Here is a 26077-nt window from a genome sequence, read left to right as displayed (position 1 = left end):
GTGAGGCATTTCTGGGGGCGTTTTGACGCTCGATCCACAGCTGTTCTGGTGAGTACTGCCGGCGTGTCCCCGTTGCCCCTGTTCGCTTTTTTCGCGCCGTCGTTCATCAACGACGGCCAGATGGTCTACGTCGCCGTCATCTGGGTGTTCACCGTCGGGAGCCTCGCGGTCACCCTTCGCCAGGGTCGTTTGGGTGACCGGGAGTTCATGGTCATCGGTCTGGGCGCCCTGCTGTGTATCTTCGGGGCGTCGCTGGTGGTGACCGATCCGGCGGCCGCCCGCGCCATCGTGTCGTTGCTTGCGGTGATCCCGGCGATTGCCGCCATGGGGTCGTCGAGGTGGGTGACGGCAGCGTTCACCTTGATCGCGGTGGCATTTGCGGTCACGTCGTCAATCGTCGAGGTGACGTCGTCCACCGCACTGTTGGTAGCGGCCACCGCGGCGATCATCACGGTCATCGTGCCGGTGTCCATGGTGGCGGCGCTGCGTGCGTCGCTGAGGTTGGCGATGGACAAGGTGGCCCGACTCAGCGAAACAGACCCGTTGACAGACCTTTTGAATCGGCGCGGGCTGCTCTCACGCAGCGGTGGACTGCTCGACACGGTGACCAAGGGCGGAAATGCCGTCGGCTTCATGATGATCGACGTCGACAATTTCAAGACCGTCAACGACACCCATGGACATGCATTCGGTGACTCGGTGTTACGTGACACTGCGGCCGCCATCGATCGCCAGGCGGGACCGTCGGCTCTGACCAGCCGGTTCGGGGGCGAGGAGTTCGTGGTGATGTGTGCCGTGTCCGGCATCGACGACCTGGTGCGCTCGGCCGACCGGATGCGCGAAGGTGTTGCGCGCGACTGCCTGGTGACCATCAGCGTCGGGGCGGTCTTCGCCCCTGTGACGCGGTCAGCTCAGGGATTGCCGAACATCGACCTGGTCATCGACGGTCTCACCCGTTCCGCGGACAAATGCGTGTACTCGGCAAAGACCGGCGGTCGCGACCGCGTCATGTCGTGCGAGGTGCCGCAGATCGCGTGGGTGCCCGGAGGGCCCAGCGAACCGGAGGGTGAGTTCACCAGCGAGCGCAGCACCAGCATCCTCGACCTCGTCCGCCGAGCAAGCCCCCGTTGGGACTGACGTTTCGCCGGGGGTGACGAGCTGCGCTGTCAGGTGAGTTCTTCGGTCTCCAAGACGAAACCGGCCGACTCGAGGCGCTCGATGAGAACGTCGCCGATCGCCGCGGCGGGGGTCAGCACGCCGGTCCGATTCGGCAGCACGTCCCGGTGCAGTGCAAGGGAGAGTGCACTCTCGGCGAGCATGACAGCGGTGGCCTTGTACCCGGGGTCGCCTTTGGCTCGCATCCGCGACCGGTAACGCCTGCCGGTGCTGGTGGTGGTGTAGGTCTCGGTGGTGAAATGACCTGTCTCGCGGACCTTTTCGCTCGGTCCCTCGCCTGGTTTGGGAAGGATTCGGTCGAGTACGCTGCGTACCGGTCCCACGGACATGGCGCCGAGGAAGGCCACCGTCCCGGCGCCGACGGCACCGGCAACAGCCGTCGAGACGCCAGGGAGGCCGCCCACGTACATCGCTTCGCCGTAGTGGAAGTCGTCGCCGTAGGCGCCGTCGAGCAGAGCGTTGGATCGACGGACGATGCGGGTGTTGTAGCTCGCCATGAAAAACGGCGCGAGCGTTCCCTTGAGCGATGGATCAACCTTGGAACCGCTGATCATCGCCATGTCGCTGGGCTCTGCGCTGCGTTTGATGCCTGCTCTCTCACCGGGGGCCGTCGAGAGGGCGTGAGGGTCGAGCAACGTTCGCCGGGTCTCGGGATCTGCGGCTTCTTTGGCGATCACGCGCATGGAGTCCACCGTGCCGCCGCTGACACCGCCGCGGAAGCTGCGGACGACCATGGTGGTGTCACCCATCGAGCCCGCCTCGTCTGCGGTGATGCGCTTGTGCAGGAGATAGACACCGAGATCCGATGGCACGGAATCGAACCCACAGGAGTGAACGATTCGTGCACCGCTCGCCTCGGCCTGCTCGCCGTACTTGTCGATCGACAGGCGTACGAAGGGCACCTCGCCGGTGAGGTCGACGTAATCGGTACCCGCGTTGGCGGCAGCGGCCAGCACGCTCTCGCCGAACTTGAGGTAGGGGCCGACGGTGGTGCAGATGACGCGCGTGCGTGCGGCCATCGCATCGAGGGAGGCGGGGGAGTTGATGTCGGCGACCACGAGGGGCCAAGTGTCTGCCGGTGCCGGCAGGTCGAAGCGCACCTGGGCCAACTTGTGTTCACTGCGGCCGGCAAGGGCGATCTTGGTGCCCTCTGGTGCGAGCTCGGCCAGGTACGCGGCGGTCAGCTTGCCGACAAATCCCGTGGCCCCGAAAACGATGACGTCGAACTCCCGATCACTCATGACCCCGACCTTACTGACGCGAGACGCGGCCGGCGAAAAATCTCGCCAACCGCGTCTCGTTGATTGTGGTGTCTGGCGGCAGAGCCGCTGCAGACGTCAGTAGTAGTGCGCTCGTCCACCGACCTTGCGACCGGTCGCGCCGAGAATCCAGAGCACAGCCCCGACCACGATCAAGATGGCTCCGACGATGTAAAGAATGTTGATGCTGAACACAAGACCGAGAATCAGCAGAAGCAATCCCAGAATGATCATTTTGGCTCCATTACGCCCCCGTACCAGCCCGGCATGCCCCATCGATGTCTTCGACGATCGGCCGAACTCACGTCTCCCGCTGTTTTGGCCGTCCGTGCGCCAGGGAGCCGCGTGAGATCGAATACCCTTGTTGCAAAACGCTAAACAAATAGGCTGTGACCTGGGCTGTGAGGACGGCCAGGTGTGACTACACCGACACGACCTCTGATGCGGCGGCAGGATGGCGCCGCCGGAGCCACCATTGGTACGCGCGAGCAGCAAACGGCGCGACGAACAACATGATGAGCACCCGGAGCATCTGGGCCGCGACGATGAAGGCCAGGTTTCCACCGGTGGCCGATGCCGTCGCGAGCACTGCATAGATGCCGCCGGGAGTGGTGGCGAGGTAGCTGTCGAACATCGACTCGCCCGTCCACAGACTCAGCAACGCGCCGAGCCCGGCCGACGCCGCGGCGATCGCGACGATGAGCACGGTGGCGAACGGCAGGATTCTGGCGATGGCCACGAGGGCCGACTTGGTGAATCCGAGCCCGGCCTGCCAACCGATCACCGCATACGCGACCTGCACCAGGACAACCGGAATCGCGGCGGCGGTGGTGATCCCGAGCAATTCTCCGGCGACCGACAAGATGAGCGGACCAAGCAGACCCGCCGCAGGCAGTCGGATGACTCGGCCGGCCCCATAGCCGACGACCATGCAGACCGCGAGGACGAGTAGTCCCCACCATGGACTGCCGTGATTCTCCGAGAACTCGCCTCCGCCACCCGATACCGACTTCCCGTAGACGAAGATCGCCACGAGCGGCATCGACATTGTGATGATCGCGACGCGGAGATATTGGACAACGGCAACGATGCGCTCATCCCCACCCAATTCTCTGGCCAGGGCCACCAGGCCCGAAGCCCCGCCTGCCACCAGGGCAAGTGACCCGGTCAGCGAATCGACATTGCGATGCAGTCCGAGCAGTGCCCCGCCGACCACCGAGAGCACAAGTGTCGCAAGGGCCATGGAGAGCACGGCAGGCCAATCCGAGCCGATGCCCGAGAGAGTGTCTGTGGAGATCAACGTGCCGATGTACACACCGAGCACTCCCTGGGCCGCCAGCCCGATCGGCCGGGGCATGGGAGGTTTGTCGCCACGGGCCCGCGGTGCCCACCCGACGACGGCCAGGATTGCTGCCACCACGAGGCCGGCGAACAACGCCGCCGAGGGGACCCCGGCCACGGACAGGCCGACACTCGCCACGGCGGTGAACATCATCAATCCGATCCACCGCGTCAAGTTTGCAAGTTTACGCTTGCGATTTTCGTATCTCCACCCGGGAAGAACAGTGTGAAAACCAAGTATGATCTTGGTATGTCCAGAGCTGACACGGCGGCAAGGGTACTGAATACCGAGGATGCGACGCGTCTTCGGGAGGCGATGATGGCGGTCACCCGGCAGGCGCGCAGACATCGGCCCGCCCACGGACTCACGATGACGCAGGTGGCCCTCCTCGGCGACCTCGACCGCAACGGGGTGAGCACGGTCGCCGAGTTGGCGGAACGAGCGCAGGTGAAGGTGCAGTCACTGACGTTGAGCATGAACCGTCTCGAGGACCTCGGGCTCATCACCCGGCGCACCGACACCGTGGACCGCCGCAGGCAGTTGGTCGAACTGACCGAGGCCGCGGTGCCACTGCTCGAAGCCGACCGCAGGCAACGCGACGAATGGCTGGCCGAGGCCGTGAACCACTTGTCCGACACCGAACGTGGGCTGCTGATGCTCTGCGTGCCGGTTCTCGAAAAGGTCGCGATGTCGGCAGAGTGACGACCGTGCGACCCTCGCGTCAGACCGGCGAGGACCGCCGATACGGTTCGCGTCCCACGGGTTGGACCGGGGGATCGCCAGCCCGATTCGGCGGAATGGCCAGCGTCACCGGCTCGTCGTTCAAGACGAAGATCTCACCGTGATGTACCAGCTCGAGTTTGTCGCCGTGCACCAGCCGATACGTGACCTCGTCCGCATCGATCTCCACTTCGATGCACCCGGTACCCATCGCCAACCGGAACACCATCCGGTTCAGGCGTGAGGGCAATCGCGGCGCGAACGAGATTGTCCCGTGGTGGTCGCGCATGCCGCCGAACCCGGCGACGCAGCAGAGCCAGGTGCCCGCGAGTGAGGCGATGTGAAGCCCACTCGACGAGTTCTGGTGGAGGTCATGCAGATCGGTGAGCGCAGCCTCCACCAGGTAGTCGAAGGCCAGGTCGAGATAGCCCACCTCGGCCGCGATCACCGATTGTGCGCAGGCTGACAGCGACGAATCGCGCACGGTGAGCGACTCGTAGTAGTCGAAGTTCCGCTTCTTCTGTTCGGGGGTGAACGCATCCCCGCGCAGGTACATGGCGAGCACCAGATCCGCCTGTTTCACAACCTGTTTGCGATACAGATCCTGGTATGGGTAGTTCAACAGCAGCGGATACTTGTCTGCCGGGGTGTTGTCGAAGTCCCAGAGCGCCTGCCTGGTGAAGGACTCACTCTGCTGATGGACCTCGAGTGACGAATCGTATGGAACGGACATCCGCGCAGCGCAGTCCTTCCAGTGTGCGGTCTCCTCGTCGTTCACCCCGAGTCGTCGCGCATCCGAAGGATGGCGCGTGCAAGCCTCTGCGGCGTCGCGAAAGTTCTTCTGCGCCATCAGGTTCGTGTACAGATTGTTGTTGGCGACTGCCGAGTATTCGTCGGGGCCGGTCACCCCGTCGATCCGGAAGTGGCCGTGCAGGTCGTGATGTCCGAGCGACACCCACGAACGTGCGGTCTCCACGAGTAGTTCGAGTCCGTGGTCGACCTCGAACTGCACGTCACCCGTCGCGGCGACGTACTGCGCCACGGCGTAGGCGATGTCGGCGTTGACGTGCACTGCGGCACTGCCTGCGGGCCAATAGCTCGAACACTCTTCACCGTTGATCGAACGCCACGGGAACATCGCACCGACCTGGCCGAGCTCAAGGGCCCGGCTCTTGGCCTTGTCCAGCGTGGAGTGCCGCCAACGCAGCGCGTCGGCCGCTGCTGCGGGCATCGTGTAGGTCAGGACCGGCAGCACGTACGTCTCGGTGTCCCAGAACGCGTGACCGTCGTAGCCCGGTCCGGTGAGCCCCTTACCCGGGATTGCCCGGGTTTCGCCGCGCGCCCCGGCCTGCAGCACGTGGAAAAGAGCAAACCGGATCGCCTGCTGGAGTTCGGCATCACCGTCGATCGTGACGTCGGCGGCGGCCCAGAAATCGTCGAGATATTGGCGCTGGCGGGCGAGCAGTTCGTCCCAGCCGTTGTCGAGGGCGGTGGCCAGGGCCGCGTCGACCTGGGCCCGCAACGCCGACGGCGACCGTTGACTGGACCAGCCGTAGGCCAGGTACTTGGTCAGTGTGATCTTGTGACCGACCTCGACCTTCGCGGTGACGGTCAGACGAGCCAGGTCGCCGCTGAGGACCTCGCAGCTCACCGAGTTCGGTGCATCGAGTTCGTGGTCCATGGCGGCTGCCATACGCAGGCCGGATTCCCTGGTGTGGTGCCCGAGTACGGCGCGGTGCCCGTGTGCTTCGGCGAAGTCGGCCACCAGCGGACGATCCAGTGCTGCAGCCACCCGGGGATCCTTACCCTGTTGTGGCGTCGACTCATTGGCGAGCAGATCCGACTGCAGCACCAACTCCATGTCGTCGTCGAGGGGCTCGACCTCGTAGCGGATGGCCGCGACCGCGCGCTCGGTGAACGACACGAGTCGTTCGGTACGCACCCGAACCCGTCGGCCGGTGGGAGAGGTCCATTCGGTGACCCGTTGCAGGGTTCCGGCACGGAAGTCGAGGGTCCACTCGTGCTCCTGGGTACTGCCGTAGCGCAGATCCATCGGCTCGTCCTCGACCAGCAGGCGGATGATCTTCCCGTTGGTCACGTTGACCACGGTCTGACCGTCCTCCGGATAACCGTAACCGGCTTCGGCATAGGGCAGTTCGCGCCGCTCGTAATATCCGTTGAGGTAGCTGCCGGGATTGAACACCGGCTCGGCCTCTTCGAGGCAGGCTCGTAAACCGATGTGGCCGTTGGAGAGCGCGAAGATCGACTCGATGTGCGCGAGCTCGTCGGCCTTCGTTCCGCGCCAGATCAGCTGCCACGGCGCGACCTGCAGGCCGCCGCCCTGGCTCATCGGGGATCCAGCAATTCGGTGAGGGTCTCGACAACCACGTCGGCACCCGACTGTTTCAGCTCGCGGCGGTGTGTGTCGCCCTCGGTGCGGTCGACGCCCACCACATGACCGAAATCTCCAGCATGGCCGGCCTGCACGCCGGAGACGGCGTCCTCGAAGACGGCCGCCTGAGCGGGGGCCACGCCGAGCGCCTTCGCCCCGGCGAGAAACGAGTCCGGCGCCGGCTTGCCCGCCAGCCCCTGTTCGGCGATCACCAATCCGTCCACGCGGGCCTGGACGTAGGACTCGAGCCCCGTCGCACGCAGGATCTCCGCGCCGTTCTTCGACGACGTCACGACGGCGATGGCCAACTGTGCCTCCTGGGCTGCTTTCAGATAGGCGACGGCATCGGGATACGCCTGTGCGCCTTTGGTTTTGAGTATGTCGAGGAACAGGGCGTTCTTGGTGTTGCCGATGCCGGCGACGGTGGCGTCGTGCGGGCCGTCGTTCGGGCTGCCCGGTGGCAACGTGATGTTCCGTGACCGCAAGAACGTGGTGATGCCGTCGTCCCTGGAGCGGCCGTCCACGTATTGCAGGTAATCGTTCTGGTCGAACGGCCGCTTCTGGGTGGCGTCACCGGCCGGATAGGTCTGGAGGAAGGTGTCGAATGCCTGCTTCCACGCCTGGCTGTGGATGACTGCGGTACTGGTGAGCACCCCGTCGAGATCGAACAGCAGCGCAGTGACCGAGCTCGGTAATCCAATCACCGCCCCGACGCTACCCGTGCTCTCCCGACAGCACCGGCCGTGTGGCGCATCCGATCGGGCCGGGACCGCCGCCCCGACCGCGGTTAGCCTGAAGTAATGAATCCCTCGACTCTGCAGGCCCGAGTGATCGTCGACGAGATGATCCGCGGCGGCGTACGCGAGGCGGTGCTGTGCCCCGGTTCACGTAATGCGCCGTTCGCCTTTGCTCTGCACGCCGCCGACGCAGCGGGCCGACTGCGGCTCCACGTCCGGGTGGACGAGCGCACGGCCGGCTACCTGGCACTGGGCCTGGCGGTCGCCTCCGGGCAGCCGGTGCCCATCGTGATGACCAGTGGCACCGCAGTCGCCAACATGAGCCCGGCGGTCTTCGAGGCCAACTATGCGCGTGTGCCGCTGGTGGTGGTCAGCGCCAACAGGCCGTATGAACTCCTCGGCTCGGGTGCCAACCAGACCATCGAACAGTTCGGGATCTTCGGCACGCAGGTGCGTGCCGCCATCAGCCTGGGTCTCGCCGAACAGAACCTCGACACCAACAGTCAGTGGCGCTCGGCCGTCGGACGCGTGCTGGCCGCGGCGCGCGGAGCCCGCACCGGCAACGCGGGCCCCGTCCAGTTCGACATCCCGTTGCGCGAACCGCTCGTGCCCGAACCCGGCGTCGGACCGCACGACGACCTCGGCACCTACAGCGGACGGCCCGGCAACGCGCCGTGGACCGCGACAGCCGTCGGAAAGTTGGACGTACCGGTGGAGATCGACCTCACCGAGCCGACCGTGGTGATCTCCGGGCACGGCGCCGGACACCGTCCCGAACTCGCAGCGTTGCCCACGGTCGCCGAACCGACGGCACCCGCCCCCGAGAACCCGCTGCATCCGCTGGCTCTCACCGCGGTACGACCCACCCAGGCCATCATCTGCGGCCGGCCCACACTGCACCGCCAGGTGTCGACGCTGCTCGCCGACCCGTCGATCAGGGTGTATGCGCTGACCACCGGGCCGCGGTGGCCGGACGTCTCCGGCAACGTCCTGGCGACGGGTTCGCGAGCCATCACCACCGGTGAGCCCGACGAGGACTGGCTGAAGGACTGCGCCGCCGCACATCAACGAGCGGTCGGGGCGGTGGACGCCGTCCTCGATGCCACCGACCTGCCCACCGGGTTACACGTGGCCCGGGTTGTCAGTGCCGCGATGTCGCCGGGTGAGCAGCTCGTGGTCGGGGCATCGAACCCGATCCGCGACGTCGCCCTGGCCGGCCGGGTGGGACCAGACGTGCGGGTGCTGTCCAACCGGGGTGTGGCAGGTATCGACGGCAACGTCTCCACGGCGATCGGGGCCGCGTTGGCCCGTGATGTGCGCACCGTGGCGTTGATGGGTGATCTGACGTTCGTGCACGACGCGACGGGTCTGTTGATCGGCCCGGCCGAGCCGCGACCGGGCCGGCTGACCATCGTGGTGGCCAACGACGACGGCGGCGGGATCTTCGGGTTGCTCGAGCAGGGCGACCCCCGCTTCGACGGGCCCGACTACCTCGGCGCGCACGAGCGGGTGTTCGGTACTCCACACCGCACCGACCTGGCGTCGGTGTGCGCGGGCTTCGGTACGAGGCATTCGCTGGTGACGCCGGCCGAGCTACCCGCGGCACTGAGCGCTGCCGGCGAGGGCATCGACGTGGTGGAGGTACGCACCGACCGCGCGTCGCTGCGGTCGGTGCATGCCGCCATCAAGGCGCGCCTCTAGACCGATCGGACCCTTTCGGTTCGCGGGTGGTGGATCACGGTTTGAGCAGGGTGAACTGCATGACGTCGACGTAGCCCTGCCGGAACAGCTCTGCGCACCCGGTGAGGTACTTCATGTACGTGTCGAACGTTTCCTGCGAGGCGATCTCGACCGCTTCGTCATGTCGGCGCTCCAATGCAGCCGACCAAAGGTCGAGTGTTCGTGCGTAGTGGAGCTGGAGTGGGTGCACCCGGTCGACCGTGTACCCGACACGCTCGGCGCCCTCGACGACCCACTTCGGTTCCGGCAGTTGCCCACCCGGGAAGATCTCCCGGGTGATGAACCGCGTGAACTCGAGGAGCTTGCGGTCGATCGGCAGACCCTTGTCTCGGATGTCGTGCCGATTGTGACCGACGATGGTGTGCAACAACATTCGACCGCCCGAGGGCAGGAGTGAGAACGACTTCTCGAAGAACGCGTCGTACCGTTCCTTGCGGAAGTGTTCGAACGCGCCGATGCTGACGATGCGGTCGACCGGTTCGTCGAACTCTTCCCATCCCTGCAAACGCACCGAAGCCCGTTCCGAGGGCCAACCGCGGTTGTCGATGAGCCCTTCGACATACTCGAATTGATTCTGCGACAACGTGAGTCCCACCGCGTCGACGCCGTACCCCTCCACTGCCCGCATCACCGTGGCGCCCCATCCGCAACCGATGTCGAGCAGGCGCATGCCCGGCTGGAGGTCGCATTTGCCCAGTGCCAGATCGACTTTCGCTCGCTGAGCCTGCTCCAGCGTGTAGTCGTCCTGCTCGAAGTAGGCGCAGCTGTACGTCCGCGTCGGATCGAGGAACAGTGCGAAGAAGTCGTCCGACAGATCGTAATGAGCTTGGACGTCGTCGAAATAGGGTTTGAGGTCGGCCATGAAAGGTCCAATCAACGAGACTGAGCGACCGCAACCAACGCCCGAGGGTTTCAGCGCAGCGGCCACTGGTCCCGGGATATTACGGGTAACTCGGGCTCAATGTTGGATGAACAACATTGTTGCCCTGATGAGTCGGCGGTCACACGGTTCGGTGGGGAGGCGGCCGGGGTCGCTATTGTGGCCTGCATGTCCGCTACCGTGCTGCGCCGAGTACAGATCGGACTACTCACGGTCGGGGTCCTGGTGACCATCATGATGGCCGTGATGGTCGCAGGGTCGTATCGCGACGATGCGCTGATCGACGACGACAAGGCCACCGCCGTGGCCGATGTGGTCAGCGCCAGCCCCACCAAGGCCACCGTCAGCTTTTCGACGCCGGACGGCATCTTCCGCAGTCCCAGGCTCGGGGTGTTCTACCCCGGACGACTGACCGAGGGGCAGCGGATCAGCATCGAATACTCCTCGACCAACCCCGAGCTGGTCCGGGTGGCCGGACGCGACGCAAGCCTGTCCATTCTGCCCGCACTGTCGGTACTGGTGTATTCATGGCTCGCCATCGCGGCGATCATGGTGCTGTTGGCCGAAACACACCGTCGCCGCGCCAATGGACGTTCACCTACGGTTCGGCCTCCGGTCACGGCGTCGCAGACCTCCTGACAGGTCCGGTGCCCACACTGGCACCGTGCGAGTCGCAATCGTCGCGGAGAGCTTTCTCCCGAACATGAACGGCGTGGTGAACTCCGTGCTGCGGGTGGCCGAGCATTTTGAGCACACCGGGCACGAAGCCATGATCATCGCGCCGGCCCTTCCTCGGTCGGCGAGCAAGGGCGACGAGCAGTCGCGTGGGCCGGACGAGGTCTCTGGCGCTCCTGTCCACTACATCCCCTCGGTGATGGTCCCGAAGGTCAGTTCACTGCCCGTCGGTGTGCCCGCGCCGTCGATGTTCCGCGCACTCGCCGATTTCGAGCCGGACGTGGTGCACCTGGCATCACCGTTTGTGGTCGGGGCCGCGGGGGCTGCCGCAGCACGGCGCCTCGACGTGCCGTCGGTGGCCGTGTTCCAGACCGATGTCGCGGGCTTCGCGGCGAGCTACGGGATGAAACTGGGCACCCGCGCTGCCTGGGCTTGGACCCGCAAACTCCACACCGCCTGCGACCGCACTCTTGCGCCGTCCACCGTGTCGGTGAAAGCCCTTCGAGATCACGGCATTCCACGGGTGTTCCAATGGGGCAGAGGTGTGGATGCCGAGAGGTTCCATCCCGACCGAAGTGACGAATCATTGCGGTCGAAGTGGAGCCCGCAGGGCAAGCTGATCGTCGGGTTCGTCGGCAGATTGGCGCCCGAAAAGCACGTCGAACGCCTCGCCGTGCTGTCCGGGCGTTCGGACGTGCAGCTGGTGATCGTGGGCGGGGGACCCGAGCGCGATCGGCTCGGCAAGCTGATGCCCGACGCGGTGTTCACCGGGGAACTGGGCGGTCTCGACCTCGCCCGCGCCTATGCCAGCCTCGACGTCTTCGTGCACGCGGGCGAACACGAAACGTTTTGTCAGGCGGTCCAGGAGGCCCTGGCCAGTGGTGTTCCCGCGATCGGCCCCGACGCCGGCGGTCCGCGTGACCTGATCACCCACTGCCGGACCGGGTACCTGCTCGGCGTCGAAGACTTCTCGCCCCGGCTCGTCGACGCGATCGCGACCTTGCAGGACAAGAGGACCCGTGACGAGTTCGGCGCCGCGGCCCGGCGCAGCGTGCGCGGACGCACCTGGTCGGCCATTGCTGACCAGCTGATCTGGCATTACGACGACGTCCTCGGCCGCGACGACCTGTTGCGTCGGCGGTCGGCATAGAGGTTCACGGGGACTCTTCTCCAGCCGGTACGGTGGCCGTTATGTCTCGTGCATCGCTGGCCAAGGATCCCGCCGACGTCGCGGCCATGTTCGACGGAGTGGCCGGCCGCTACGACCTGACGAACACGGTGCTCTCGTTCGGTCAGGACAGGGGATGGCGGGTCGCCACCCGCAAGGCGCTTGCCCTCGGACCCGGCGATGTGGTGCTCGATCTCGCCGCCGGTACCGCGGTGTCCACCGAAGAGCTCGCCCGCTCGGGCGCGAACTGTGTGGCCGCCGATTTCTCCATGGGCATGCTCAAGGCAGGCGCCCGGCGGTCGGTACCGAAGGTCGGGGCCGATGCGTTGCATCTGCCGTTCGGAGACGAGTCCTTCGATGCCGCGACCATCTCCTTCGGTCTGCGCAACGTGAACGACGTCGACCAGGCGTTCGCAGAACTGTTCCGGGTCCTCAAACCCGGTGGGCGAGTGGTGATCTGCGAGTTCTCCACACCGGTGTTCGCGCCGATGCGCGTGGTCTACATGGAATACCTGATGAAGGCGCTGCCCTCGGTCGCCAGGAAGGTGTCCAGCAATCCGGATGCCTATGTGTACCTTGCGGAGTCGATCCGCGAATGGCCCGACCAGGCCGCTCTTGCGCAGCGGATGAAGTCCGCAGGTTTCGAGCACGTCCGCTGGCGCAACCTCACCTTCGGCATCACCGCCCTACACCGAGGCATCAAGCCCCGCTAGCCCGTCCGTCCCGTCCCCGACCCCCCGATGATGTGCGGTTGTGGCGGTCGCGACCTGGGGTTTTGCTCGCCAGAAGGGCACATCATCGGGGTCGGGGGTCGGGGGAAGGGTCAGGTGAAAGGCGGGCGGGAGTCGAGTGCGCTGCTGGTCATGCCGGCAACGCGCCAGGCCCGGGCGATCAGGTCTCTGTCGTCCTCGGTGATCAGATTTCCCATCACCCGCACCACCATCGACATCAACGCTGCCGAACGGATGCCCGGGCGGCCCAGGACGGGCACCACCCGCGGCACGGTCAGGACGGCAGCGAGTCGGCGGGCGGCGGAGAATGCCAACGCGTACCGCGACCGGAGCAGGTCCGGCCAGAGAGCCGAAAGGTCTTGCTGGTCAAGTACTTCGACGGCCAGTCGGGCGGTCTCCAGCGCGTAGTCGATGCCCTCGCCGTTGAGTGGGTTGACGCAGGCGGCCGCATCGCCGATCAACACCCAGTTCGCTCCTGCGACGTTGCTGACCGCTCCGCCCATCGGCAACAGCGCCGAGGCGATGCGCATCGGCTCGCCGCTGAGCCGCCAGTCCTCACGCTGAGAGTTGGTGTAGTGCTCGATGATCGGGCGCAGCGCCATGCTCGCCGGGCGTTTGTCCGTCGCAAGGGCACCCACCCCGATGTTGACCAGCCCGGTCTCCGAACCCAGTGGGAAGACCCAGCCGTATCCGGGCAGCAGTTCGGAATCGGTGCCGCGCAATTCCAGGTGCGACCCCATCCAGGGGTCGTTGCAGCGTTCGGACTGCACGTAGGCCCGCGCGGCCACACCGTAAGCGGTGGTGCGGTGCCACGACCGTCCCAGCGCATTGCCCAACGCCGAGCGCACCCCATCGGCGACGATGAGCTTGTCGACCTTGATCTCCGCGGGACCGTCGGCTGTATTGACCTGCACGGCAGTCACTTTGCCGTCGACGACGGTGGCACCGACCGCTTTGGTGCCCGACACCATCGTCGCTCCCGCCTCCACGGCATGAACGCGGATCCGGTCGTCGAGTTCGGTGCGGGCGACAGCGCTGCCGTAATCGGGGAAATGGTCCGACTTCGACGGCCAGCGGACGAGTTGACGGCCTCCCCAGCCCTGCATGTCCAGTCCGAGAATCCGCGGACCCGAGAACGCGTCACCGAGGCCGAGGGCATCGAGTTCGGCGATGGCGCGAGGCGTCAGTCCGTCGCCGCACGTCTTGTCTCGCGGGAACACCGCCGAGTCGAGCAGAGTCACCTCGTATCCCGCCCGGACTGCCGCATACGCCGCGGCCGAGCCGCCGGGACCTGCGCCGACCACAAGCACCTGGGTGCGTGACGGACATGGGATGGGTGCACTCACCCGGCAAGTATCGCGCACCATTAGGCTCGTCCTATGACAGGAGCTGGTCAGGCGTGAAGACGACGTTCGCGGGTCTGGATATGGGTTCGGAAGACTTCGCCGCAGATGTGGGCAGGTCGCTGGAGAGCGTCGAGAAGCTGCTGCTCGAGGAGTTGTCCTCTGGTGAGGACTTCCTGACCGAGGCGGCCACGCATCTGGCCAAGGCCGGTGGCAAACGGTTCCGGCCGATCTTCTCGATCCTGTCGGCCCATTTCGGCCCCAACCCACACGCGCACGAGGTCATCATCTCGGCGACCGTCGTGGAGATGATCCACCTGGCGACGCTGTACCACGACGACGTGATGGACGAGGCCGAGCTGCGGCGCGGTGCCGTCAGCGCCAACAGCCGGTGGGGCAACAGTGTTGCCATCCTGTCCGGGGACTTCTTGTTCGCGCGGGCTTCGCGCCTCGTCTCCACCCTCGGGCCGCACGCCGTCCGCATCATTGCCGACACCTTCGCCGAGCTGGTCACCGGACAGATGCGTGAAACCGTGGGCTCGCAGGGCAAGCTCGACCCCGTCGACCACTACCTGAAAGTGGTCTGGGAGAAGACCGGTTCGCTGATCGCGGCCAGTGGCCGGTTCGGGGCGATGTCCTCGGGTGCGGACGAAGAGCAGATCGAACGCCTGTCCCGGCTCGGAGACTCGATCGGGACCGCTTTCCAGGTCAGCGACGACATCATCGACATCAGTTCGGTGGCCGGCGACTCCGGTAAGAACCCGGGAACCGATCTGCGCGAAGGCGTGCATACCCTGCCGGTGCTCTACGCCATCGCAGACCCCGACGAAACCCGGTTGCGCGAGTTGGTCCTCGCCGCCGACGGCACGCCCCGGCCGCTCACCGACGACGCCGAGGTCGCCGAAGCACTCGAACTCCTGAACAAATCGGCGGGCCTGGCCAAGGCCCGAGCCACTCTCCAGGGGTATGCCGACGCGGCCGATGCCGAACTGGCCCAACTCCCCGAGGGGCCCGCACACGATGCGATGAGCTCGCTGGTTCGCTACACCATCGACCGAATCGGCTGATCTGCTCTGTGGTCCGGCTCTAACCGGCCCGGGGTCGGGAACCGTGAGGTCGGGCCCGATCGTTGTGCTGCCGTGTGTACAGACGGGAGTGATGGATGAGTGGTGGTCATGCCAACGGCCTGAAGACCGTCCTGCTGCTCGGTTTCATGTCGGCGATCATCGTCGGGATCGGGGCAGCGTTTCGCAGTCCCGCCATCCTGTTCGTCGCCGTGGTGGCTGCGGTCGGATTCAACGCCTACATCTACTTCAACAGCGCCAAGATGGCGCTCAAAGCCATGCACGCACAGCCCGTCACCGAGGTGCAGGCGCCGGCGCTGTACCGGATCGTCCGCGAGCTGGCGACGGTGGCGCGTCAGCCCATGCCCGCGTTGTACGTGAGTCCCACCGAGGCGCCGAACGCCTTTGCCACCGGACGTAATCCGAAGAACGCCGCAGTCTGCTGCACCGCAGGAATCCTGCAGATCCTCGACGAGCGCGAGCTCCGTGCCGTCCTCGGCCACGAACTGTCGCACGTCTACAACCGGGACATCCTCATCTCGTCGGTGGCAGGTGCGATGGCTGCGGTGATCAGCGGCATCGCCAACTTCGCGTTCTTCTTCGGTAGCAACCGTGAGGGCGGCGCCAACCCGATCATGTTGTTGCTCATCACATTTCTGGGCCCGATCGCAGCGACGGTGATCAAACTCGCGGTGTCGCGCTCACGCGAATACCAGGCCGATGCCTCGGGTGCAGAGCTCACCGGAGACCCGCTGGCACTTGCGTCGGCGCTGCGCAAGATCTCCGGTGGGGTGCAGGTCGCCCCGCTCCCGCCGAATCCCGACCTCGCCGCGCAGTCCCACCTGATGATCGCCAACCCGTTCCGGGCCGGCGAGCGGGTGGGCAAGCTGTTCTCCACGCACCCTCCGATGCAAGACCGCATCAGGCGTCTGGAAGAGATGGCCGGCCCACACCGCTGACGACGTCAAAAGCCACCACAATCGTCCCGCCAGTGGGAACGCAAGGGGTATGTACCCTCTGCGCCCTGCAAGCGGGACGATGTCGGTGCGTGGGACTAGCGGTAATTCACGAACTGCAGGGCGATCTCGAAATCCTTGTTCTTCAGGAGCGTGATCACGGCCTGCAGGTCGTCGCGCTTCTTGCTGGAGACGCGCAGCTCCTCACCCTGGATCTGCGCCTTGACACCCTTGGGTCCCTCGTCGCGGATCGCCTTGGTGATCTTCTTGGCCTTCTCCGAGTCGATGCCCTGCACCAGGGTCCCGGTGATCTTGTAGGTCTTGCCCGAAGCGACGACCTCGCCGGCGTCGAAAGCCTTCAAAGAGATGTCGCGCCGGATGAGCTTCTCCTTGAAGACCTCCAGGCCCGCCTGGGCGCGCTCCTCGGCGTCGGAGGTGATCACGATGTTCTCCTCACCCGACCACTCGATTTTGGTGTTGGTGCCCCGGAAGTCGTACCGCTGCGACAACTCTTTCGCCGCCTGATTGAGGGCATTGTCGACTTCCTGCCGATCGAGCTTGCTGACCACGTCGAACGATGAATCTGCCATAACCGACAAGCCTAGTCGCCGCCCTCGGCAGTGATGGGCCCGATGGTCTCCGGGGCCGAAACAGGCGCCCATACGCAGGGCATTTGTGCTCAGGGGCCATGCCCGTTGTATTCTTTGCGGCGTTGCTTTCCGCCGGTCCAAAAGACTACGGAAAGTAGCCCGGCAGGTTGCCCGAGCGGCCAAAGGGAGCGGACTGTAAATCCGTCGCGCAAGCTACATAGGTTCGAATCCTATACCTGCCACAGCACCATAAAACGGCCTCGAGCTGGGTGAACCGGCCCGAGGTCGTTTGGTGCGGCGAGACAACTACACAGGCGATTTGGCGTGCACCAGCGCCGCTGTGTAATCTCGTTAAGGCTCTTCGTGCGTTGCCAGGTAGGCAGCACATGGAAAGCGAACGCCCCCTTAGCTCAGTCGGTAGAGCGTTTCCATGGTAAGGAAAAGGTCGACGGTTCGATTCCGTCAGGGGGCTCGCTGGACTCAGATCCTGGGCAGCGGCGCAGCTGATGCCAGACGCGCTGTCGGACCTGGAATCGGGGCCATGGCGGTGTAGCTCAGTTGGTTAGAGCGAACGACTCATAATCGTTAGGTCGCCGGTTCGAGTCCGGCCATCGCTACGAAGTGTCGTCTCCGACGACGCGCTATGAAGTGTCGTCTCCGACGACGCGCTACGAAGTGTCGTCCCCGACGACGCCGCTACGAAGTGTCGTCTTGCGACGATGCGCCACAAGTACCGCCTCACGGTGGTACACCACACGATCCACCTGAAAGGCAATCCCGTGGCCTCCTCAACAGACGTGCGCCCCAAGATCACCTTGGCCTGCGAGGTTTGCAAACACCGCAACTACATCACCAAGAAGAACCGTCGCAACGATCCCGATCGCCTCGAGATCAAGAAGTTCTGCCCGAACTGCGGCAAGCACCAGAACCACAAGGAATCGCGCTAACTCCCACGCCGGGCGGCCGTTCGAGGCCGCCTGCGCAGCGGGGGCCACTGCGGCGCCCCAGCGAAGTCGGCCCTTCCCAGCCGACGATTTGTCCGGGAGTAGCCACGGCACCCGCGGCGCGGCCCACATCGACAAGCCGCCGGAGTCGACGAAAAGTCGAAAGTCAGAGGTCGGTTTAGTGACGAATGTGAGCGAAGCCCAAGCTGCCGAGCGCATCCAGGCGATCCGGGACGGCGTCAAGCTGACCCCCGAAGAAATCGCCGAACACACGCAGGCGCTGGTGGGGTACAAGTACACCGTCGACGACTACTACGAGGTCGGCCGCGAAAAGGTGCGTGAGCATGCCCGCGCCGTCCAGGACACCAACCCCGTCCACTGGAACGAGGCCAAGGCCCGTGAGATGGGCCACGACACCCTCGTCGCCGCGCCGACGTTCGTATCCGTCCTCGGGATCATCGCCCAGCGGCGCCTCTTCGAAGACGTCATCACCGGCTACGACCTCTGGCAGATCATGCAGAGCGATCAGCGGCTGGTGTTCCACCGGCCCATCAAGGTCGGTGACCACCTGATCTGCGACGTGTCCCTCGACTCGTTCCGACAGATGTCGGGCACAGACCTGATGGTCACCAAGAACGTCGTCTGGAATCAGCACAACGAGCCCGTGATGACCACGTGGACGAGCCTTGCCGCGAGGGCAGCCATCGAGGTCGACCCCGCGCTGGTCGACAAGATCGAACACGTGATGATGAGCGAGCCCCCCGGCATCGACCCGGGCAAGACCGTCAACGGCCCGTTCGCCCGCTACACCGACCCGGACCCGGCTGTTGATCCAAAGCCTTATGCCGCAATCGATTTCGACACGCTGACGGTCGGACAAGAACTCCCCGCGCGGACATTCAAGCTGACCCGCGGAAACCTGATCAACTACGCGGGTGTGGCAGGCGATCCGAACCCGATCCACTACAGCGACGAGGTCGCCAAGGTGGCCGGCCTGCAAGACGTGGTGGCCCACGGCATGCAGACCATGGGTCTCGGAGCCAGTTTCATCGGCGAGTTCATCGGCGACCCGGCGGCCATCTACGAATACAACGTGCGGTTCACCAGCCCGGTATACGTACCGGCTGATGATTTCGCGGCCGTCGACTTCACCGGCAAGGTGAAGTCGCTTGATCCCGACACCCGCCGCGGCCAGATCTCGATCGTCGCGAAGCAGGGCGACCGCAAGATTTTCGGACGAGCACTCGTCAGCGTGCAGTTCAATTGATCGTCGGTACGGATGACCTGCGGTTTCCGCGGGTCAACACCGAGTTGGAGTTCAACCCGCCCGGTGACGTACACTTCAATAGTCTGAGTTCTACTCACACTTGCGCGCTGCCCTGAGGGTGGCGCGTTGGTTTTGTGTAGTGCAGACACCGGGTCGACGTGGCCTCGAGACCATCGCAAGGTGGTCACCGAGTAACTCGCCGTCCCAAAGGGGCGTAGCTCAACTGGCAGAGCAGCGGTCTCCAAAACCGCAGGTTGCAGGTTCAAGTCCTGTCGCCCCTGCCCTTGACGGTGTGCACGTCGGCACCTCAGGGCACCCGATGTCAGCTGTTCGGTGCCCAGGCACATCGCCTGCCGCCGAACATCCGACTTCAGCCACGAGAGGATCAAGTTGAGCAAGCGCGACCGTGCCGAACGCGCCAAGAGCGCGGCCGAGTCGAACGACGAGGTCGAGGTCGACACCTCAGTCGACGGCGAAGCCGGTTCGGTGGACGAGTCCGATGCTGAGAACGTCTCCGACGGGGACACTCAGACGGCGGCTCGCCCGACGGGTAAGCGTTCGCCGCGTGGCAAACGGACGAACCTGACGAAGAGCGACGACGACGATTCAGCGGGATCGGCCGTCGCCACCAAGGAAAAGACCAAAGACAAAAAGAAAGACGGCAAACGCAAGCGAGTCCGGCCCGAGGACAGCCACAATCCCTTCATCCGGTTGTGGATCTTCCTCAAGCAGGTTGTCAGCGAGCTCAAGAAGGTCATCTGGCCTACTCGCAAGCAGCTGATTCAGTACACGATCGTCGTGCTGATCTTCGTGATCATCATGGTCGCGTTCATCTCCGGGCTGGATCTGGGCTTTGCAAAGGCCGTTTTGTGGCTGTTCGGGTAATCACCCGCACGGCCGCTTCGAGGAAAGGGAGCGTGGGCTGCAGTGAGCACCCCCGAGAACGACGCTGAGATCAGCGAGACCGAAACCGACGTCACCGATCAGACGGTCGGTGATTCGGAGGCTGTTGACAGTGGCATCTCCGACCCCGAAGCGCCGGCTGATTCCGACAGCAGCGACCAGGACGCCTCCGACGAGACCGACCAGGACGCCTCCGATGAGGACGCGGCCCCCGAGGTCGTCGAACCCGAGGAAGAAGAGGACCCGGTCGAGGCCCTCAAGAAGTCTCTCAAGCGCGCGGCAGGCGACTGGTACGTGATCCACTCCTACGCCGGCTACGAGAACAAGGTGAAGGCCAACCTCGAGACCCGCGTGCAGAACCTGGATGTGGGCGACTACATCTTCCAGGTCGAGGTACCCACCGAAGAAGTCACCGAGATCAAGAACGGCCAGCCCAAGAAGGTCAACCGCAAGGTGCTGCCGGGTTACATCCTGGTGCGCATGGACCTCAACGACGAATCGTGGGGCGCGGTGCGTAACACCCCGGGCGTCACGGGCTTCGTGGGATTGACTTCGCGTCCTTCGCCGTTGTCCATGGATGACGTGCTCAAGTTCCTGCTGCCCCGTGCCGAGCCGAAGAAGTCGTCGGCGAAGTCCGGCAGCGACGCCGGTTCCGATCTGGCCGCCGCCTCCGCACCGGTGGTCGAGGTCGACTTCGCGGTCGGCGAGTCGGTCACCGTCATGGACGGCCCGTTCGCGACGTTGCCCGCATCGATCAGCGAGGTCAACGCCGAGCAGCGCAAGGTGAAGGTGCTCGTCTCGATCTTCGGTCGCGAGACCCCGGTCGAACTCGCCTTCAACCAGGTCGAGAAGATCTAAGACTTTCGCGTCTCCAGCGGGCGCGAAACCGGGCTGACGGAGTGTTGTCAGCCCAAACGCAATCAATCAGAAACAGGGAAAAGGATGCCCCCCAAGAAGAAAAAGAAGCTGTCCGGGATCATCAAGCTTCAGATCCAGGCCGGCGCAGCCAACCCCGCACCCCCCGTGGGTCCGGCACTCGGCCAGCATGGCGTGAACATCATGGAGTTCTGCAAGGCGTACAACGCCGCGACAGAAAGCCAGCGCGGCAATGTCGTGCCCGTGGAGATCTACGTTTACGAAGATCGCTCCTTCGACTTCAAGTTGAAGACCCCGCCGGCCGCCAAACTGCTGCTGAAGGCCGCCGGTCTGCAGAAGGGTTCGGGAGAGCCGCACAAGACCAAGGTCGGCAAGGTCACGATGGACCAGGTCCGCGAGATCGCCAAGACCAAGCAGGAAGACCTCAACGCCAACGACGTTGAACAGGCCGCCAAGATCATCGCCGGAACCGCCCGCTCCATGGGCATCACGGTCGAGGCCTGAGTCTCTTCCTCGAACAGACATCACGTGGGAGGGCCGGCTCGGTCCGCACCACCAACCCGCATGAGTTGCGGAGAAAGACAGAGCAAACATGAGTAAAACCAGTAAGGCCTACAAAGCCGCTGCGGAAAAGGTCGACAAGTCCAAGCTCTACAGCCCGCTGGAGGCTGCCAAGCTTGCCAAGGAGACCGCTTCCACCAAGACCGACGCAACCGTCGAGGTCGCCGTCCGTCTCGGCGTCGATCCCCGTAAGGCAGACCAGATGGTGCGCGGCACCGTCAACCTGCCCCACGGCACCGGCAAGACCGCCCGCGTCATCGTGTTCGCCGCCGGCGACAAGGCCAACGAGGCCGTCGCCGCCGGAGCCGACGAAGTGGGCGCCGAGGATCTGATCGAGCGGATCCAGGGCGGCTGGCTCGACTTCGACGCCGCGATCGCCACCCCTGACCAGATGGCCAAGGTCGGCCGGATCGCGCGTGTCCTCGGACCGCGTGGCCTGATGCCGAACCCGAAGACGGGCACGGTCACCACCGACGTGACCAAGGCCGTCAACGAGATCAAGGGCGGAAAGATCAACTTCCGCGTCGACAAGGCAGCCAACCTGCACTTCGTCATCGGCAAGGCTTCCTTCGACCAGAAGAAGCTGGTCGAGAACTACGGAGCAGCCGTCGACGAGATCCTGCGTGTGAAGCCGTCAGCAGCAAAAGGCCGGTACCTGAAGAAGGTCACCGTTTCGACCACCACCGGACCGGGCATCCCGGTGGATCCTGCGGTGAACCGCAACTACCTCGAAGAGGACTGAAGTCTTCCTCTAGGCCAGGCACAAAAAACCGGGACTCCCTATGGGGGTCCCGGTTTTGTGTTCTGTGGAGGATGGTGGCCGGCGGCGATCAGACTTTCGCGGCCTTCATCGCTTCGGCGGTGAGTTCGAGAGAACGGATACGTCCCGCACTGGTCACCGACTGGTGGGCCACGATGACCTCATCGGCCTGGGCCAACTCGGCGAAGTCCTCCAAGAAGCCGCGGACGTCCGCACCCGTGCCGACGCCGGTGTACTTCATCATGTGGGCGATACCGCGGCCCTCGCGGGTGGTGAGGAACGCATCGATCTCCTCATCGCTGTATTCGGGGGTCGACGGCCCGCGGGAGATGAACATCCGCACCCGGATCCGCCGCAACGCCTCGAAGTCCCGCGCCGCCTCGTCGGCATCCTCGGCCGCGACAACGTTCGCGCCCGCGATCACGTAGGGCTCCGACAGCTGAGCCGAGGGCTTGAACTCGCGGCGATAGAGCGTCACCGCCTGCTCCAGGGCATCAGGCGAGAAGTGCGACGCGAAGGCGTAGGGGAGCCCGAGCGCAGCGGCCAGTTGAGCGCCGAACAGTGACGAACCAAGGATGTACAGCGGAACGTCCGTGCCCGCGCCGGGAACGGCTTGAACGCCGGGGATCCGGGACTGTCCGCGCAGGTAGGCCTGCAGTTCGAGGACATCCTGCGGGAAGCTCTCGGCCGAGCTGTGGTCTCGGCGCAGCGCGCGCATCGTCGCCTGGTCGCTACCGGGTGCGCGACCCAGACCCAGATCGATCCGACCGGGGTGCAGCGTCTCCAGGGTTCCGAACTGCTCGGCGATCGTCAGCGGAGCATGGTTGGGGAGCATGATGCCGCCGGCGCCCAGACGGATGGTCTCGGTGTGCGCGGCGATGTGAGCGATCAGCACACTGGTGGCCGATGACGCGATCGACTCCATGTTGTGGTGCTCGGCGTACCAGACTCGCTTGTAGCCGTTGCGTTCCGCGGCCTGGGCCAGCGCAACGCTCGCCTCGAAGCTCGCGCCGGCGGACTCGCCGGGCGCAATCGGAGCAAGATCGAGAATCGACAGGTTCAAGGACATAGACGGGCCTTCTTCACTGCTGGAAAGTAGTCATCACGCGAAATAGTTGTACGTGTGCAACAACGCCTGAGCGCGCCACTACCTTCCCGAAACCGATCAAAACCCTTCCGGCTGCGCAGCCAGAGCAGCGTCAGGGTCGTTCGCGTTCGACCACCCGGCCCGGCAGACCCCATTCGGTCCGGCCCAGGCGACTGACCGGTGCGAGCCTCGTGAAGTCCGGATGGCCATCGGCGGCCGCGACAGCGGGGTCGACCGTCACCGCGACCACCCGCCCCATCACCACCTGCGAGTTGCCGACCTCGATGATCTGGTGGAGTTCGCATTCGATGGCCACCGGGCTGTCGCGGACCCTCAGGCAGTCGACGACCGTGGCCGGTGCCGAGGCGACGCCCACAGCCGTGAACTCGTTGACGTCCTCGGCGAAACCGGCCGATGTGGCATTGACCTGGTCCATCATCGACTCCGTGGCGATGTTGACAACAAACTGACCAGTGGCCGCCGCGTTGTCCGCGCTGTGTTTGCCGCCGACCGCCGTGAATTGCACAACCATCGGATCGGTGGAGCTGACGGAGAAGAAGCTGAAGGGTGCGAGGTTGTCCACGCCTTCGGCGCTGCGCGAGGACACCCAGGCGATCGGCCGCGGGACGATCGCGGCGGTGATCAGCTTGTAGAAGTCACGCGTGGAGGTGTTGGAGTGGTCGAACAGCGTTCGACCGGCCAGGGTTTCGTCGAGATCTCGATTCACCCGTCCAGCATTCCACCAGCCGCACGACGGCGTCGTGTGGCTGGTGTCCTGCGCTCAGACGCGGCTCATCCGGCCGACACCCGGTAGACGCTCTGGGTCATCCCGTTGCCGAGAGTTGTGGTGCGCACGTGATCGAGCGGGATGTCGTGATCGATGGCACCGAACAACGGCAGACCGGATCCGATGATCACCGGTGCAGTGGTGATCGTGATCTCGGTGATCAGGCCGCGCTGGAGAAAGCTGGTGATCAGACGGCCGCCGTCGGCATAGACATGGCGCACACCCTCGTCGTGGGCAGCCTCGAAGAGTTCGTCGAGACCGCGGTGCACCGAGATCCGGTCGTCGGCTCCGGGCTCGAGGGTGGTACTGACCACGAACACGCGCATTCCCTCGTACGGCCACGTGTCGAAACTGCATCCGACCTCATATGTGTTGCGGCCCATGACAATCGCGTCCGTGGTCGCGATGAAGGCGTCGTAACCGGTTTCGCCGAGGTTCTCGTCGCGACTCAACAGCCAATCGATGCCGCCGTCGGTGCGGGCGATGTAACCGTCGACGCTGGTGGCGATGAACACCGCCCCGGTGACAGGGCTCGGTGCGGGGGAAGGGGATGTGGTCATTGTTGTCCTTTCATATCCAGGTGGTGATGAGTCGGTCGAACTCGTCTCCGAGGGCATCGATGAGGGAGCCGTGCGGTTGCACGGTCCAGCCGAGGAACGTGCCCTCCAGAAGTGCGAACAATGTTCGGGCTGCGGCCGGCGGAAGTGGCGCGCCGGGTAGTTCACCGCTATCGACCGCCCGGGCTATGACGGCTTGCAGTTGTCGGCGCTTCTTGTCCCAGCCGGCAGCGAGCAGCGAAGTCAGTTCCGGATCGCCGAGATCCATCGCCAGTGAGGACACGTGGTTTCCGGCCTGGTCGGGGTCGTCGCTGTCGGTGTAGGACTCGACCGACAACCGGCGAAGCGCCGCCAGGATCGGTTCGCCCGGGCGTCCGACGTCGTCGAGATCGATCGCGTCGACCCAACGCTGCGACGACGCGATGAGCAACCCGCGTTTGGAACCGAAACGCTTGACGAAGGTCGCCGCCGAGACGCCGGCCTCCCGGGCTGCCATCTCGAGGGTGAACCGGGCCGAGCCGGTCTGCGACAGGACGGCATCGGCTGCATCGAGCAGGTGATCATCGGAGTTCACTCGAGGACGCGCCACGCAGTTAGTAAATCATCATTTCCTAATTCTGCCAACGAGTGGTCTGTCCACAGAAGCCGCGTTGTGCAGATGACGTTGCCGCAGGCGGGGGAGCAGTCACACCGACGCCTTAGGGTTGTGAGCGTGCAAGACGACAAACTCCTGACCCGCATCTCCGGTTTGCTCAGGCAGGCAGAAGGCACCGACAACGAGCACGAGGCGCAAGCCTTCATGCAGGCGGCGCAACGGCTGGCCACCGCAGCGTCCATCGATCTGGCCGTGGCGCGGGCCCATGGGAAGCCCGAACAGCGCACGTCCCCGGTGCAACGCAACATCGCGATCGGAACGGCCGGCAAGCGAGGGCTGCGCACATATGTCCAGCTGTTCGTGGCCATCGCCCACGCCAACGACATCACCTGTGACGTTGCGAGCAACTCGACGTTTGTGTACGCCTACGGTTTCCCTGGCGACATCGACACCTGTGAGGCGTTGTACAGCTCGCTCGTGGTCCAGATGGTCGCAGCCAGCGACAATTACCTGAAGTCGGGTGCGTACAAAGGCGAGACCTTTGCTCGTGTGGTCACCGAACGCCGCGGTTGGGTACAGCGCAGGGTGGTCGAGGAGAAGCCGCTGTCACCGATCACGGCCCGGCTGAACTTCCAGTCGGCGTTCGCCGAACGGATCGGCAAGCGCTTGACGCAAGCCCGCAATGAAGCGCGTGCGGCTGCGGTCGCCGCCGACGGGGGCCGTTCCGACTCGGGAACGGCGCTGGTCCTGCGGAACAAAGAAGTAGAGGTCCGGGACTTCCACAAGGAGACGTCCACCGCGCGGGGCACCTGGCGGTCCCAGAGCGCGTCGGCCGGCTATTCGGAGGGCGCGCGGCGGGCAGGGGACCGGGCCGGACGCCGGGCACGTATCGGCGAGGACAACCAGTTGGGTGCTGCACGTGGGGCGCTGGAGGCGTGAGAGTGGGCGTGCTGAACCGTGAGTGGGC

27 protein-coding genes and 4 tRNA genes are annotated in these 26077 nt (G+C 65.0%); 19 read left to right on the top strand and 12 right to left on the bottom strand.

The genetic code is table 11. The annotated features are described in order from the left end of the window. The first annotated feature begins 48 nt into the window (after positions 1-48). Positions 49-1137 (top strand): GGDEF domain-containing protein, encoded by a 1089-nt coding sequence (locus WIMU1_RS17740; RefSeq protein ID WP_245968932.1) that lies wholly within the window; start codon positions 49-51, stop codon positions 1135-1137. Positions 1138-1166: 29 nt separating this feature from the next. Here WIMU1_RS17740 and WIMU1_RS17735 read toward each other — a convergent pair whose 3' ends face one another. The 3 genes from WIMU1_RS17735 to WIMU1_RS17725 all read right to left on the bottom strand — a co-directional run bounded on the left by WIMU1_RS17735 (position 1167) and on the right by WIMU1_RS17725 (position 3951). Continuing rightward, positions 1167-2417, bottom strand: a complete 1251-nt coding sequence (locus tag WIMU1_RS17735) for a saccharopine dehydrogenase family protein (RefSeq protein ID WP_062799097.1) — start codon at positions 2415-2417, stop codon at positions 1167-1169. A 96-nt stretch (positions 2418-2513) separates the two neighbouring features. After that, the gene (locus WIMU1_RS26425) at positions 2514-2669 is read right to left on the bottom strand and encodes a DUF6131 family protein (RefSeq protein ID WP_023962269.1); all 156 of its coding nucleotides are present in this window, start codon (positions 2667-2669) and stop codon (positions 2514-2516) included. A 187-nt stretch (positions 2670-2856) separates the two neighbouring features. Next, positions 2857-3951, bottom strand: coding sequence for an AbrB family transcriptional regulator (locus tag WIMU1_RS17725; RefSeq protein ID WP_062799094.1), 1095 nt, complete (start codon positions 3949-3951; stop codon positions 2857-2859). Between the two features lie 75 nt (positions 3952-4026). On the opposite strand from WIMU1_RS17725, the gene WIMU1_RS17720 reads away from it, so the two are divergent. Then, a complete protein-coding gene (locus WIMU1_RS17720) occupies positions 4027-4479 on the top strand; it encodes a MarR family winged helix-turn-helix transcriptional regulator (RefSeq protein WP_062799092.1) in 453 nt (150 codons plus the stop codon). Between the two features lie 19 nt (positions 4480-4498). Here WIMU1_RS17720 and WIMU1_RS17715 read toward each other — a convergent pair whose 3' ends face one another. Then, a complete protein-coding gene (locus WIMU1_RS17715; RefSeq protein ID WP_062799090.1) occupies positions 4499-6847 on the bottom strand; it encodes a glycoside hydrolase family 65 protein in 2349 nt (782 codons plus the stop codon). Beyond that, the gene (locus WIMU1_RS17710) at positions 6844-7593 is read right to left on the bottom strand and encodes an HAD family hydrolase (protein WP_062799088.1); all 750 of its coding nucleotides are present in this window, start codon (positions 7591-7593) and stop codon (positions 6844-6846) included. Before WIMU1_RS17710 ends, WIMU1_RS17715 begins: the two co-directional genes overlap by 4 nt. 96 nt (positions 7594-7689) lie before the next feature. Here WIMU1_RS17710 and menD point away from each other — a divergent pair, with 96 nt between their 5' ends. Further along, positions 7690-9327, top strand: coding sequence for a 2-succinyl-5-enolpyruvyl-6-hydroxy-3-cyclohexene-1-carboxylic-acid synthase (gene menD / locus WIMU1_RS17705; protein WP_062799086.1), 1638 nt, complete (start codon positions 7690-7692; stop codon positions 9325-9327). A gap of 34 nt (positions 9328-9361) precedes the next feature. Here menD and WIMU1_RS17700 read toward each other — a convergent pair whose 3' ends face one another. Continuing rightward, a complete protein-coding gene (locus WIMU1_RS17700) occupies positions 9362-10228 on the bottom strand; it encodes a cyclopropane mycolic acid synthase family methyltransferase (RefSeq protein WP_062799084.1) in 867 nt (288 codons plus the stop codon). Positions 10229-10414: 186 nt separating this feature from the next. Between WIMU1_RS17700 and WIMU1_RS17695 the strand changes: the two genes are divergently transcribed. From WIMU1_RS17695 to WIMU1_RS17685, 3 genes are read left to right on the top strand one after another with little or no spacing between them, the layout of a single operon-like run. Next, a complete protein-coding gene (locus WIMU1_RS17695; RefSeq protein ID WP_023962281.1) occupies positions 10415-10885 on the top strand; it encodes a DUF3592 domain-containing protein in 471 nt (156 codons plus the stop codon). Positions 10886-10910: 25 nt separating this feature from the next. Then, entirely contained in the window at positions 10911-12071 is a 1161-nt protein-coding gene (locus WIMU1_RS17690; RefSeq protein ID WP_084248347.1) for a glycosyltransferase family 4 protein, read from the top strand. Positions 12072-12112: 41 nt separating this feature from the next. Then, a complete protein-coding gene (locus WIMU1_RS17685) occupies positions 12113-12802 on the top strand; it encodes a demethylmenaquinone methyltransferase (protein WP_062799080.1) in 690 nt (229 codons plus the stop codon). A 110-nt stretch (positions 12803-12912) separates the two neighbouring features. Here the strand turns inward: WIMU1_RS17685 and WIMU1_RS17680 are convergent, their stop codons facing one another. Continuing rightward, a complete protein-coding gene (locus WIMU1_RS17680) occupies positions 12913-14187 on the bottom strand; it encodes a geranylgeranyl reductase family protein (RefSeq protein ID WP_062799078.1) in 1275 nt (424 codons plus the stop codon). 32 nt (positions 14188-14219) lie between these two features. On the opposite strand from WIMU1_RS17680, the gene WIMU1_RS17675 reads away from it, so the two are divergent. Together WIMU1_RS17675 and htpX are read left to right on the top strand one after the other, a co-directional pair. Continuing rightward, the gene (locus WIMU1_RS17675) at positions 14220-15230 is read left to right on the top strand and encodes a polyprenyl synthetase family protein (protein WP_030165278.1); all 1011 of its coding nucleotides are present in this window, start codon (positions 14220-14222) and stop codon (positions 15228-15230) included. A gap of 95 nt (positions 15231-15325) precedes the next feature. Then, complete coding sequence (gene htpX, locus WIMU1_RS17670; protein ID WP_062799076.1) at positions 15326-16186, top strand: zinc metalloprotease HtpX; 861 nt, start codon at positions 15326-15328, stop codon at positions 16184-16186. 95 nt (positions 16187-16281) lie between these two features. On the opposite strand, the gene WIMU1_RS17665 is transcribed toward htpX, so the two are convergent. After that, complete coding sequence (locus tag WIMU1_RS17665) at positions 16282-16773, bottom strand: YajQ family cyclic di-GMP-binding protein (RefSeq protein ID WP_023962292.1); 492 nt, start codon at positions 16771-16773, stop codon at positions 16282-16284. Between the two features lie 161 nt (positions 16774-16934). Between WIMU1_RS17665 and WIMU1_RS17660 the strand changes: the two genes are divergently transcribed. The 10 genes from WIMU1_RS17660 (at position 16935) to rplA (ending at position 22066) form a co-directional block, all read left to right on the top strand. Continuing rightward, positions 16935-17015: transfer RNA gene (locus WIMU1_RS17660), tRNA-Tyr, on the top strand. Positions 17016-17172: 157 nt separating this feature from the next. Next, positions 17173-17245 (top strand) — tRNA-Thr (locus WIMU1_RS17655). 71 nt (positions 17246-17316) lie between these two features. Then, positions 17317-17390: transfer RNA gene (locus WIMU1_RS17650), tRNA-Met, on the top strand. 162 nt (positions 17391-17552) lie between these two features. Then, positions 17553-17720 carry a 50S ribosomal protein L33 gene (gene rpmG, locus WIMU1_RS17645; protein WP_030165273.1) on the top strand — a complete coding sequence of 56 codons (168 nt, stop codon included), beginning with the start codon at positions 17553-17555 and terminating at the stop codon, positions 17718-17720. Positions 17721-17898: 178 nt separating this feature from the next. After that, on the top strand, positions 17899-18984 hold the full coding sequence (locus tag WIMU1_RS17640; protein WP_030165270.1) for a fused (3R)-hydroxyacyl-ACP dehydratase subunits HadA/HadB: 1086 nt from the start codon (positions 17899-17901) through the stop codon (positions 18982-18984). A 208-nt stretch (positions 18985-19192) separates the two neighbouring features. After that, positions 19193-19265 (top strand) — tRNA-Trp (locus WIMU1_RS17635). Between the two features lie 109 nt (positions 19266-19374). Next, positions 19375-19869, top strand: a complete 495-nt coding sequence (gene secE / locus WIMU1_RS17630) for a preprotein translocase subunit SecE (RefSeq protein WP_030165268.1) — start codon at positions 19375-19377, stop codon at positions 19867-19869. Positions 19870-19911: 42 nt separating this feature from the next. Further along, complete coding sequence (nusG, locus tag WIMU1_RS17625; RefSeq protein WP_062799074.1) at positions 19912-20745, top strand: transcription termination/antitermination protein NusG; 834 nt, start codon at positions 19912-19914, stop codon at positions 20743-20745. An 84-nt stretch (positions 20746-20829) separates the two neighbouring features. After that, a complete protein-coding gene (gene rplK, locus WIMU1_RS17620) occupies positions 20830-21267 on the top strand; it encodes a 50S ribosomal protein L11 (RefSeq protein WP_023962301.1) in 438 nt (145 codons plus the stop codon). 88 nt (positions 21268-21355) lie between these two features. Next, the gene (rplA, locus tag WIMU1_RS17615) at positions 21356-22066 is read left to right on the top strand and encodes a 50S ribosomal protein L1 (protein WP_030165261.1); all 711 of its coding nucleotides are present in this window, start codon (positions 21356-21358) and stop codon (positions 22064-22066) included. A gap of 88 nt (positions 22067-22154) precedes the next feature. Here rplA and WIMU1_RS17610 read toward each other — a convergent pair whose 3' ends face one another. The 4 genes from WIMU1_RS17610 to WIMU1_RS17595 form a co-directional block, all read right to left on the bottom strand. Continuing rightward, complete coding sequence (locus WIMU1_RS17610; RefSeq protein ID WP_062799072.1) at positions 22155-23153, bottom strand: LLM class flavin-dependent oxidoreductase; 999 nt, start codon at positions 23151-23153, stop codon at positions 22155-22157. Positions 23154-23283: 130 nt separating this feature from the next. Beyond that, positions 23284-23898 (bottom strand): flavin reductase family protein, encoded by a 615-nt coding sequence (locus WIMU1_RS17605; RefSeq protein WP_030165255.1) that lies wholly within the window; start codon positions 23896-23898, stop codon positions 23284-23286. 65 nt (positions 23899-23963) lie between these two features. Beyond that, positions 23964-24518: a dihydrofolate reductase family protein gene (locus WIMU1_RS17600; protein WP_051406687.1), complete on the bottom strand. Its 555-nt coding sequence runs from the start codon at positions 24516-24518 to the stop codon at positions 23964-23966. Positions 24519-24528: 10 nt separating this feature from the next. After that, entirely contained in the window at positions 24529-25104 is a 576-nt protein-coding gene (locus tag WIMU1_RS17595; RefSeq protein ID WP_084248346.1) for a TetR/AcrR family transcriptional regulator, read from the bottom strand. 123 nt (positions 25105-25227) lie between these two features. Here WIMU1_RS17595 and WIMU1_RS17590 point away from each other — a divergent pair, with 123 nt between their 5' ends. Beyond that, positions 25228-26049, top strand: coding sequence for a DUF2786 domain-containing protein (locus tag WIMU1_RS17590; protein WP_030165246.1), 822 nt, complete (start codon positions 25228-25230; stop codon positions 26047-26049). Positions 26050-26077: the final 28 nt, after the last annotated feature.

This window comes from Williamsia muralis NBRC 105860, assembly GCF_001598915.1.
Taxonomy (GTDB): domain Bacteria; phylum Actinomycetota; class Actinomycetes; order Mycobacteriales; family Mycobacteriaceae; genus Williamsia; species Williamsia muralis.
The sequence above is the reverse complement of the archived record's forward strand: the minus strand, read 5'-3'. Positions and strand labels throughout refer to the sequence as shown.

Excerpts from the sequence above, each read along its gene's own strand:
- WIMU1_RS17735 (WP_062799097.1), bottom strand. The coding sequence starts at position 2,417 with ATGAGTGATCGGGAGTTCGACGTCATCGTTTTCGGGGCCACGGGATTT.
- WIMU1_RS26425 (WP_023962269.1), bottom strand. The coding sequence starts at position 2,669 with ATGATCATTCTGGGATTGCTTCTGCTGATTCTCGGTCTTGTGTTCAGC.
- WIMU1_RS17720 (WP_062799092.1), top strand. The coding sequence starts at position 4,027 with ATGTCCAGAGCTGACACGGCGGCAAGGGTACTGAATACCGAGGATGCG.
- WIMU1_RS17715 (WP_062799090.1), bottom strand. The coding sequence starts at position 6,847 with ATGAGCCAGGGCGGCGGCCTGCAGGTCGCGCCGTGGCAGCTGATCTGG.
- menD (WP_062799086.1), top strand. The coding sequence starts at position 7,690 with ATGAATCCCTCGACTCTGCAGGCCCGAGTGATCGTCGACGAGATGATC.
- WIMU1_RS17700 (WP_062799084.1), bottom strand. The coding sequence starts at position 10,228 with ATGGCCGACCTCAAACCCTATTTCGACGACGTCCAAGCTCATTACGAT.
- WIMU1_RS17695 (WP_023962281.1), top strand. The coding sequence starts at position 10,415 with ATGTCCGCTACCGTGCTGCGCCGAGTACAGATCGGACTACTCACGGTC.
- WIMU1_RS17685 (WP_062799080.1), top strand. The coding sequence starts at position 12,113 with ATGTCTCGTGCATCGCTGGCCAAGGATCCCGCCGACGTCGCGGCCATG.
- WIMU1_RS17680 (WP_062799078.1), bottom strand. The coding sequence starts at position 14,187 with ATGGTGCGCGATACTTGCCGGGTGAGTGCACCCATCCCATGTCCGTCA.
- htpX (WP_062799076.1), top strand. The coding sequence starts at position 15,326 with ATGAGTGGTGGTCATGCCAACGGCCTGAAGACCGTCCTGCTGCTCGGT.
- WIMU1_RS17665 (WP_023962292.1), bottom strand. The coding sequence starts at position 16,773 with ATGGCAGATTCATCGTTCGACGTGGTCAGCAAGCTCGATCGGCAGGAA.
- rplK (WP_023962301.1), top strand. The coding sequence starts at position 20,830 with ATGCCCCCCAAGAAGAAAAAGAAGCTGTCCGGGATCATCAAGCTTCAG.
- rplA (WP_030165261.1), top strand. The coding sequence starts at position 21,356 with ATGAGTAAAACCAGTAAGGCCTACAAAGCCGCTGCGGAAAAGGTCGAC.
- WIMU1_RS17610 (WP_062799072.1), bottom strand. The coding sequence starts at position 23,153 with ATGTCCTTGAACCTGTCGATTCTCGATCTTGCTCCGATTGCGCCCGGC.
- WIMU1_RS17600 (WP_051406687.1), bottom strand. The coding sequence starts at position 24,518 with ATGACCACATCCCCTTCCCCCGCACCGAGCCCTGTCACCGGGGCGGTG.